This window comes from Streptomyces sp. SID11385, from assembly GCF_010548245.1.
GTDB lineage: Bacteria > Actinomycetota > Actinomycetes > Streptomycetales > Streptomycetaceae > Streptomyces.
Map to the genome: position 1 here is coordinate 1 of NZ_JAAGLR010000186.1, position 4,744 is coordinate 4,744.

Here is a 4,744-nt window from a genome sequence, read left to right on the forward strand (position 1 = left end):
GGGGGTGGCCTGGGGGGCTGGTGCCGGGGCCGGGGTCGCGGGCGCCGCGGCGCCGTCCGTGCTCGTACGCGCCGGGGCACTGCCCGGCTTGTAGTCGGCGAAGAAGTCCCACCAGGCACGATCGACCGAATTCGGGTCCTGGAGGTACTGCTGGTAGATCTCGTCCACGAGCCATTCGTTCGCGCCGAAGGCAGCCGCAGGGTCGGAGCCCTGCTTGCCTTGGCCGACCGGCTCGGTCGAGATGCTCGTCGAGTTACTGGGGGACTGTGGCGACACGGCGGTAACCGCCCTCTTCCGCTTCTCACAAGGTGATGGACAGCGGGAATAAAGGCTACGCCTCCGGGGCCCGCGCATGCAGGCCGGGCCGGTGATCCGTCGCGTAAGTCACATCGCGGACGGTGTTTCGCCATGGTGATTGGCGGGAAACAACCGTGGATTTGACTCACGCATCCGGCCCCCGCGACGTCGTTGGCGCGCCGGCGGCGGGCCTTCCCGCCGGGGGCTACAGGAATCCGGTGCGGATGTGCGGGCCGGTGGGGGCCGTGACCGGGCTCAGTGCCCGCCAGGAGCCCCCTGACCTGTCCACATTCGGAAGAACGGGTTCCTCTGGCAGCCTACGTCAACTGCTCGTTCAACGGCTTCCCCGGAAGTGTGACGTGCATGCGGCAGCCCCGTGCCGATTCGGCCACCCGGATACGGCCGCCGTGCAGATCCACGGCCCAGCGCGCGATCGCGAGGCCGAGCCCCGTACCGCCGTCGCCGCCCTGCGAGCCCGCCTTCTGCACGTGCGGCAGCGCGCCCCGGTTGAAGCGCTCGAAGACGCGGTGCCACTCGGAGCGCGGGATGCCGGGCCCCTCGTCCATGACCTCCAGCTCCAGGGAGTCGGGTCCCGCGCCCGCGCGGGCGCGCACCGTGACCTTGCCCGCCGCCGGACTGTGCTTGACCGCGTTGTCGATGAGGTTGGCCACGACCTGGTGCAGCCGCTCGGGGTCCGCGTACGCGGTCAGCTCGGGCGGCGAGACGTCGAGGGCGAGGGCGACGTCGCTGCGCGTGTGGCTCCCCGACTCGGAGGCGAGCTTGCGGCGCGCCACCGCGGCCCCCGTGAGCTGCGCCTCCTTGAGGACGCCTGAGAGGTACGGCCACACCTCGAAGCTCCGCGCGCGCAGCGGCACCGCGCCGTGGTCGAGCCGCGAGAGGTCGAGCAGCGTCTCGACGAGCCGCCCGAGCCGCTCCGTCTGCTTGAGCGCCGTGCGCATCGTCTCGGGGTCGGCGGCCGAGACGCCGTCCACGACGTTCTCCAGGACGGCCCGCAGCGCCGCGATCGGCGTGCGCAGCTCGTGCGAGACGTTCGCGACCAGCTCCTTGCGGTGGTGGTCCTGCGCCTCCAGGTCGTCCGCCATGCGGTTGATCGTCTCGGCGAGCGAGCCCAGCTCGTCGCCCCGGTCCGCGCCCGAGACCCGGCGCGTGTAGTCGCCGTGCGAGATCGCCCGCGCGACCGTCGTCATCTCGGCGAGCGGGGAGGCGAGACCGTGCGCGACGAACTGCGTGATCAGGAGCGTCGCGATGACCGAGAAGACCGTGATGAACCGCAGCTCGGTATCGGTGCGCAGCGCCACGAGCAGCAGCCCGGTGGTGATGAAGACCGAGAGCACGACGAGCGTGCCGAGCTTCGCCTTGATCGGGAAGGGCCGCAGCCGCGTCCCCGTCCCGTCCTGGTACTGCGCCATCACGTTCCTCCCCCTCGCGCGGCCAGGGAGCCCGCGCCCGTTCACCGCGCGCCTCTGCGCCGCGTCACGGCGCCGGGGTCTCCAGCGCGTAGCCCACGCCGTGCACGGTCCTGATCCGCTCCGCGCCGATCTTCCGGCGCAGCGCCTTGATGTGGCTGTCGACGGTACGGGTCCCCGAGGCGTCCGCCCAGTCCCAGACCTCGGCGAGCAACTGCTCGCGCGAGAGCACCGCGCGCGGCGTCCCCGCCAGGCACACGAGCAGGTCGAACTCGGTCGGCGTCAGGTGGACGTCCTCGCCGCGCACCCGTACCCGCCGCTGCGCGTGGTCCACCTCCAGCTCGCCCAGGCGCAGCACCCCGCTGCGCGGCGTCGCGGCGGCGAGCGCGGCCCGCTCGACGCGGCGGAGCAGCACGTGCACGCGCGCCGCGACCTCGCGCATCGAGAACGGCTTCGTCATGTAGTCGTCCGCGCCCACGCCGAGCCCGACGAGCATGTCCGTCTCGTCGTCGCGCGCGGTGAGCATGAGGACGGGCACCGGGCGGTGCGCCTGCACGCGGCGGCACACCTCCAGGCCGTCGAATCCGGGCAGCATGACGTCGAGGACCAGCAGGTCCGGCTGCCACGCCTCCGCGGTCTCCACCGCCGAGGGCCCGTCCTGCGCGGTCTGCACGAGGAAGCCCTCGGCGCGCAGCCGGGCCGCGACCGCGTCCACGATCGTCGGGTCGTCCTCGACCACGAGTACGCGCCGCTGTGCCCCGGCGGCCGGTGCCGTGCCGCTGTGGGAGGTCTGTGTCTGCTCCATCGCCCCGCCCTGAAGGTACGTGTGTCGTCCGTTCCGCTTCTGCCCCGAGCCCACGAGCCCAGACATGAGCCTGCTCACTCGCGGGAACACGCACGGGAACACGTCCGTCCGACGCGCGCGCCCGGCCGACAACTCGGGGGCCGGGGGGTGGGGGGTCCGCGGTCGTGAAGAGCGTACGGGCACCGGGCGCCGCTTAGCTATGCGGGCCGCAGGGCGAGATGAACGACGTCCGGAACGCCCCGGGCAACAGGGACTTCTTCGGTACGCACCCCCTGGAACCCGGCATTCCGCAAGGCGTCGTCGAAGGCGGGCGAGGGCTGCGCCGACCACACGGCGAGCACCCCACCGGGCGTCAGGCGCTCCCGGCAGGCGGCGAGCCCGGCCGCGTCGTACAGCCCGCCGTTGCCCTCGTCGACCGTCCAGCCGGGCCCGTTGTCGATGTCGAGGCACAGCGCGTCGAAGCGCTCCCCGGGGGCGCGCAGGTAGGCGACGAGGTCGGTGCGCAGGATCTCGCTACGGGGATCGGCGAGCGCCCGCGCGGTGTACGCGCCGAGCGGGCCCCGGCGGTGCCACTCCACGATCGCCTCCTCGCGCTCGGCGACGACGATCCGCCCCCAGCGCTCCTGCCCCGCCGCGCGCACGAGCGAGAAGCCGACCCCGAGCCCGCCGACGAGCACCGAGGGCGCGGGCCGCCCGTCGAGCGCGCCGAGCGCGGCGTCGACGAGCAGCCGCTCGGAGCGCCCGTCCGAAGTGTCCATGAGGAACGTGCCGTTGGCGATGATCTGGAGCAGGTCCCCGTGCCGCCGCAGCACCACTTCGCCGTACGGGCCCTCGCGCCGGTCGAGGACTTCCGGCGGGGCGTCCGGCCCCGGGCCGAAGCGGGCGCCGGGGAACTCCTCGTCCGGCAGAGCGGTGCTCATCGCACGTACCTCCTGTGTCGATCGCGCCCCGCCATCCTCCGGCGGCGCGCCCCGCCCCGGCAAACCGGTTCACGCCCGCTCGGCGCGCGCCCCCTTCGCCACGAAGAGCGCGCCGCCCGCGAGGAAGAGCGCGAGGGCGAGCGCGAGGGCGAGGTGGTCGCCGACGGGCTGGTCGAGCCAGGCCCAGACGCGGGTGGTCGTCGCGTACGGGCGCAGCGTGCGGCCGCCGAGAAAGACGGCGGCCCCGTAGCCGAGTACGGGCAGCCAGCTCGTCCGGGCGCCGAGCACGACGGCGGAGGCCGCGCCGAGCCCCGCCATGCCCAGCGTGTTGCGGGCCATGACGCCGGGCCCGTAGGAGGCCGTGCCCGCCTCGCCCGAGGGGGTGACCAGGAGCAGGAGCACGGCCCCGGTGAGCGCGAGGGCGAGGTAGAGCGCGAGGCGGAGCAGGGGGCCCGAACGGGCTGTCGTGGGCGCGATCTCGGCAAGCGGCTCCAGGGTCGCCGAGCCGAGCGCGGCGGCGGCGAGCAGCGGGCAGAGCGCGATGAGCGGGGTGATGCGGTCGGGGTCGAGGTAGCTCTCGACCGTGCGGCTCAGCACGCCGCACAGGAGCGCGTTCGCAAGCAGGAGGAGCACCACGCCGGGGACGTGCCGGGCGCGCGCGTGCAGGCGGAGGCCCACCGGGGGGAGGCAGCCGTTCACAGGGCCGGGACCTTCCCGGGCTGCTTCGCGTGGCAGGCGTCGCGGGCGCCGAAGTAGGAGGTGAGCCAGTCGGCGCGGGCGGCGGGGGTCAGAGCGCGCAGCTTCCGGTCGGCCGCGCGGGACTCCTCGTCCTGCGCGAAGACGTCGCGCTCGCCGGTGAGCCAGGACATGACGGCCTGCCGCGTGGGGAAGTCGCTGTCGGTCTCCGCTTCGAAGCACGGCAGGAGCGCATACGCCAGGTCGCGCCGGTAGCGCTCGGGGTCGGTCAGCTCGGCGGGCCGGAAGTCCTGACCGGCCAGGATGCCCGGGGCCTGCGGGAGCGGCCTGTCCTTCCCGCCGGTCCCGCCCCTGTCGTCGTACCGCTCCGGCAGCCCCCGCACCCCGCGCAGCCGCTCCTGCATCGGCCGCGCGACGCGCTCCATGTCGGGCAGCAGGCCCGCGAGGCTCGACCGCACGCACACGGCGGGCACCCCCTGCCGCGCGCAGACCTGCGCCAGCGGCGCGCGTTCCCCTTGCCACAACCGCCCGTCGTGCACGAGCGGCGGGAGGAGCGCGAGGGCCGCGAGCAGCGCGGGGAGCACGGCCGCGCGGCGGCG

The 4,744-nt window shown here is 74.3% G+C and carries 5 protein-coding genes and 1 pseudogene; all 6 read right to left on the reverse strand.

Going from position 1 to position 4,744, the window contains the following annotated elements:
• Positions 1–276, reverse strand: a 276-nt coding sequence (locus G3I42_RS06040; RefSeq protein WP_164283084.1) for a hypothetical protein, incomplete at its 3' end; no start/stop codon positions are given.
• Positions 277–614: 338 nt separating this feature from the next.
• The gene (locus G3I42_RS06045) at positions 615–1,727 is read right to left on the reverse strand and encodes an ATP-binding protein (protein WP_164283086.1); all 1,113 of its coding nucleotides are present in this window, start codon (positions 1,725–1,727) and stop codon (positions 615–617) included.
• A 64-nt stretch (positions 1,728–1,791) separates the two neighbouring features.
• Positions 1,792–2,529 (reverse strand): response regulator transcription factor, encoded by a 738-nt coding sequence (locus G3I42_RS06050; RefSeq protein ID WP_164283088.1) that lies wholly within the window; start codon positions 2,527–2,529, stop codon positions 1,792–1,794.
• A 197-nt stretch (positions 2,530–2,726) separates the two neighbouring features.
• Positions 2,727–3,449, reverse strand: coding sequence for a spermidine synthase (locus G3I42_RS06055; protein WP_164283090.1), 723 nt, complete (start codon positions 3,447–3,449; stop codon positions 2,727–2,729).
• A 69-nt stretch (positions 3,450–3,518) separates the two neighbouring features.
• Complete coding sequence (locus tag G3I42_RS06060) at positions 3,519–4,148, reverse strand: hypothetical protein (RefSeq protein WP_164283092.1); 630 nt, start codon at positions 4,146–4,148, stop codon at positions 3,519–3,521.
• A pseudogene (locus tag G3I42_RS06065) lies at positions 4,145–4,744 on the reverse strand (hypothetical protein); the annotation flags it as partial. The gene G3I42_RS06060 and the pseudogene G3I42_RS06065, both read right to left, overlap by 4 nt.

Bases quoted from the DNA above. Each gene is read 5' to 3' on its own strand.
- G3I42_RS06045 (WP_164283086.1), bottom strand. From the start codon at position 1,727: ATGGCGCAGTACCAGGACGGGACGGGGACGCGGCTGCGGCCCTTCCCG.
- G3I42_RS06050 (WP_164283088.1), bottom strand. From the start codon at position 2,529: ATGGAGCAGACACAGACCTCCCACAGCGGCACGGCACCGGCCGCCGGG.
- G3I42_RS06055 (WP_164283090.1), bottom strand. From the start codon at position 3,449: ATGAGCACCGCTCTGCCGGACGAGGAGTTCCCCGGCGCCCGCTTCGGC.